General features: G+C 67.5%; 4 protein-coding genes and 1 pseudogene. All 5 read left to right on the forward strand.

Features of this window, described 5'->3' with window-relative positions:
* On the forward strand, positions 1 to 733 hold a 733-nt coding region (locus ABZ904_RS50720), incomplete at its 5' end, for an isocitrate lyase/phosphoenolpyruvate mutase family protein (protein WP_361831082.1).
* Between the two features lie 61 nt (positions 734 to 794).
* Positions 795 to 1442, forward strand: coding sequence for a nitroreductase family protein (locus ABZ904_RS50725; protein WP_361831085.1), 648 nt, complete (start codon positions 795 to 797; stop codon positions 1440 to 1442).
* Positions 1443 to 1873: 431 nt separating this feature from the next.
* Positions 1874 to 2116 (forward strand): annotated as a pseudogene (locus ABZ904_RS50730) (ISL3 family transposase); the annotation flags it as partial.
* Between the two features lie 422 nt (positions 2117 to 2538).
* Positions 2539 to 2922: an MmcQ/YjbR family DNA-binding protein gene (locus ABZ904_RS50735; RefSeq protein ID WP_359412336.1), complete on the forward strand. Its 384-nt coding sequence runs from the start codon at positions 2539 to 2541 to the stop codon at positions 2920 to 2922.
* Positions 2923 to 2930: 8 nt separating this feature from the next.
* On the forward strand, positions 2931 to 3290 hold the full coding sequence (locus ABZ904_RS50740; RefSeq protein ID WP_359412334.1) for a hypothetical protein: 360 nt from the start codon (positions 2931 to 2933) through the stop codon (positions 3288 to 3290).
* Positions 3291 to 4253 lie beyond the last annotated feature (963 nt).

The following is a 4253-nucleotide window of genomic DNA, read 5'->3' on the forward strand; positions in this document are numbered from 1 at the left end:
GCTGATGCTGGCCGATGCCGGCTTCGAGGCGATCGCGACATCGTCGGCGGCGCTCGCTGCCACGCTCGGCCGGTCCGACGGGCGGCACGAAGTCACCCGCGAAGAGCACCTCGAGCATGCGCGGCTGATCGGTCAGCTCACCGGGCTGCCCGTCAACGGAGACTTCGAGGACGGCTACGGCGACACGCCGGAAGACGTCGCAGCGACCGTGGAAGCCGCCGTGGCCTGTGGCCTGGCCGGGATCGGGATCGAAGACACCTCGGGCAATCCCGAACGGCCGATCCGCGACTTCGACGACGCAGTCAACCGCGTTCGCAGCGCCGTCGACGCTTCCAAGGGGCGCATCGTCGTCACCGGCCGCACCGACAACTTCATCCAGGGGCGGCCCGATCTCGACGACACCATCCGGCGTCTGACGGCCTTCGCCGAGGCCGGCGCGGATGTGCTCTACGCGCCGTTCCCACCCGACCTCGACGCACTCGTCGCGATCGTCACCGCGGTCGCGCCGACACCGGTCAACGTCCTCATCTCGCCGGCGGACAAGGTGCTGACCGTCGCTGAGCTGCAGAAGGCCGGGGTCAAGCGCATCAGCTTGGGTCCGTTCCTCTATGCCCACGCCATGGAGGCACTCCAACAGGCCACCAAGGCGCTCGTCGCGGGCGACCTCGCGTCGGCGACCACAGGAATCAGCTTCGAGCGCATCAGCGAACTACTCGCCCGCGGCACGAACTAGTTCCAAGCCCTGCGAACCACCGCACCTCACCTACTGATCGCAAGAAGAAAGACAGATTGACATGAATCTCGACAAGCTCATGAGCAAGCACCTCACCAGGTACTTCGACCCCAGCAAGACCATTCCGGAGGATACCCTTCAGCAGCTGCTGAGGTTCCTGCGCTCCACGCCGTCATCGGTGAACGTACAGCCCAACCACTTCTACGTCCTCGCCACGCCCGAAGGCAAAGAGCGGCTCGCCAACAACCTGGGCGAACGATTCCAGGACAACGCCGAGAAGATCCTGAACGCCTCGCACACCATCATCCTCACCACCCGGGCAGTTGTGCCCGACAGCCACCTCGAGGCGGTGTTCAGCAAGGAGAGGGCCGACGGCCGGTTCCCTGACCCGTCAAAGCAGCAGCTGTGGGAGTCGATGACCCGCGACTTCCTCAACCTGCGCAACTACGGCTACAAGGACCTGAACCACTGGATGGAGAAGCAGACCTACATGGCGGTGGGCCTGACCATGATGGCGGCCGCCGAGCTCGGCGTCGAGGCCACACCGCTGGAGGGATTCGACCCGACCAGTGTCGACAAGGCGTTCAAGATCCGCGAGACCGGACACAGCACAACGGTGCTGCTGGCCCTCGGCTACCCCGACCCGGAGAAGGTGTACACCACCCCGATCTCACGCTTCGACGCCGACCAGCTGTTCACCTTCATCTAAACACCAACGGCATTGGGAACGGCTGAAGTACGCAGACCGCGGACACCTCGATCCTCGCTGTCGGCCCAGCCCGGGCAACCGGGCCGGCGGCAGGCGCCGCCGGTCGTCACGGCCTGCGCGATGTCAGTCTCGCGGCGCCTCGACGTTCACGGCGTACCGCTCGTCTAGCGTCGCGGCCTCTTGGCGGCATCGGTCGTCGTAGACCAGGCGACGCGGCCAGTCTCGTCCAGCAACAGCGCTACCGCCTCTGAAGGGTTCTCAGCGCCCCCTGGCCGGCCACGGGACTACGGCCGCTTCGTCAGCAGCGAGGACGGGTTCGTGTGGGACTCCTCGTCGAACCGCTCCAGCGCCCCGCATCAGTGAGGCGTGCGGGCCATGCCGGAACGTCACCAGCGGCCGGGGCCTGATCCGGGCCAGTGTGTCGACGGCCGCCGGTCGACCCATTGGTCGTCCGTGTGTGAGTGCGGCGTTTGGTGTGTCCCACGCGCGGTTGCCGTCACACATTCCGCGAGCAGGTGCCTGGAGTGCTGGAGCGATACCAACGACGCACAGCTCGCCTGACCAGTCAGGTCAAGGCTGTGGGCAAGGAGTTAGCGGGCCGGGCCGGGGCACGCCTGCTGGCGATGCTGGCGGTGGGCGTGTCTCGTCACACGGCCCGGCGCGCCCTGCTGCGCTGGCCCCGGAGGCCTTCCAGCGGCCGCACCCCGGCCCCGACAGGCGTCCCGTCGGAGATACTGACCCACACTCCGAGCATGGCGCCCCGAGCATGCGACGTGGCGCTCCGGCTTCGCGGTGCAACTGGCCTGACAGGCGGCGCCCAGGGGCCCGCCTGGCCGTTCGACGCGAAGTGGCCCGGCCTTTTGCTCAGAAAATGGTCCACACGTGTGGGCGGACGCGCGCATACGCTTCGGTCATGGCCAGCGCGGATTTGGCCGCCTGCGTCGCGCCGCCCGCGTAACTGTCTCTGTACCCCGTCGGCTTCCGTCACTGTTGCCGGCGTGCGGGCGCCGCCGTTCGTGGCGGCCATGCGGGAGACGCCACCTTGGGCCTTGGCCGGGCGGTCAGGGCACCCAGATCGATAGAGGAGTTGATCACCTTGGACGGACAGGAGCTGCAGAAAATCGCGGGCGACTGCACTGTGGAACTGCCCGCCACCGACCTGGAGCGTCGTTTCGGCCCCGACTGGGAGCTCTACAAGGTGCGCGGCAAGGTCTTCATGCTCATGACCGACATGCCGGGGCGCCCCGTCGTGATCCTGAAAGCTGATCCGGACGACGCCGCAGCGCTGCGTGAGGAGTACGCAGACATTACCCCCGGCTATCACATGAACAAGAGGCACTGGATCACGGTGGAAGGCGGGGGCACCGTCGACGAGAAGCTGGTGAAGGAGCTCGTGATCGACTCCTACCGTCTCGTGGTCGGCGGGCTTCCCAAGTCCGAGCAGCCCGTGGATCCGCGCACCTACGGCCGCCGCGCCTGACCTTCGTCATGCCCATCAGCGGCGAGAAGCTCCAGGACGGAGCGCGCGACACGGCACTGGTGCTGCCCGGGGTCAGCAACGGGCGCCCGTTCACGGAGGAGCTGGACGTCTACAAGGTGGCCTACCAACCAAACCTTCGTTACCCAGCACTTGGCGGAGTAGTCACCCCGGGGTGGAGCGCCCTGGTCGCCACACTTCCCGATAGGCCGATCACCCTCGCCATCGACGGACCTGCCGCCCTGGATTGGTCTGCGGACGTCAAGTTGCTGAACTCGGCGCTGGAGGCGCGGGCTCGATCGCAGTTGCTGCAGGGTGAGGTTGGTCCGGTAGGCAAGGACGATCAGCAGGACTGGGTCGGCGATTGGTAGTGCCCAGGGCCGGCCGCGGCCCGTGTCCGGTGCGAGCTCCCTCAACTGCCGTATCAGATACTGCATCTGCGGGTCGGTCAAGCCCGTCCGCGCGCGAAGTTGGGTGGTCGTGCAGTGCGCGAGACGCAGGCGCATGAAGGGAGCATATGGGTCCCGGCGTTGCTGCTGCGCGAGGGCACGAGGCCCACCTGATGGTCCTGGCCGGCGGCTACGCATCACCCACCACGAAGGCCTGGCGCGCTGCCGCAGCTGAACTCGACCGGATCGGCGGAGTCGACGGCAACATCTCGAACCTGTCTATCGTCTCCTTCCCCTCCACGTTCGACCCTGCTCACGGCGATATCGAGGCGATGCGGGTCGAGCTCACTGACGACGAGCTCGCAGCCCTGGCGAAAGCTCGACGGAAGGAGGGAGGGCGCAAACACGCGCTCGACCGTTCCCGCCGGGCCTCAAACCCCGGCCAGTACGAACCGTCGAAGCGGCAGCAGGCCCGGGCCGAACGGCGCCAGGCCGGCGGCCTGCCTGAGCGGACCATCGAAACTCCCGCGGCGCCCGGTCAGCGAACAAGGCCGGCGTGCCTCAACAGGCGTACCGGCGCGAGACGCTGTCGGCAGGCTACCGCCTCAACCGTGCCCGCCTCGCCGAAGCAGCGGCGAGGCGGCCGCGGCGAAAGACCACCGCGCCCGGCGCATAGCCGGGTGTATCACCGCCGGCCACGGCGCGAACTTCGTCGTCGAGGACTGCGACATCCGCGCCTGGTACCGGGTGTGGGGCAAAGCCCTCCGAGCCGCCACACCCGGCCGACTCATCACCGCCATAGCCCGGGAGTGCGAGAAGACCGGCGGTCGGATGCTGCGGGCCTCCACCTTCACCACAAAGTCGTCCCAGACCTGCTTCTGTGGAGAACGCATCGCCAAAACCCTCTCCGAGCGCATCCACACCTGCACCTCGTGCGGGCTGGTC

The sequence above is a fragment of the Streptomyces sp. NPDC046900 genome (assembly GCF_040644975.1).
GTDB lineage: Bacteria > Actinomycetota > Actinomycetes > Streptomycetales > Streptomycetaceae > Streptomyces.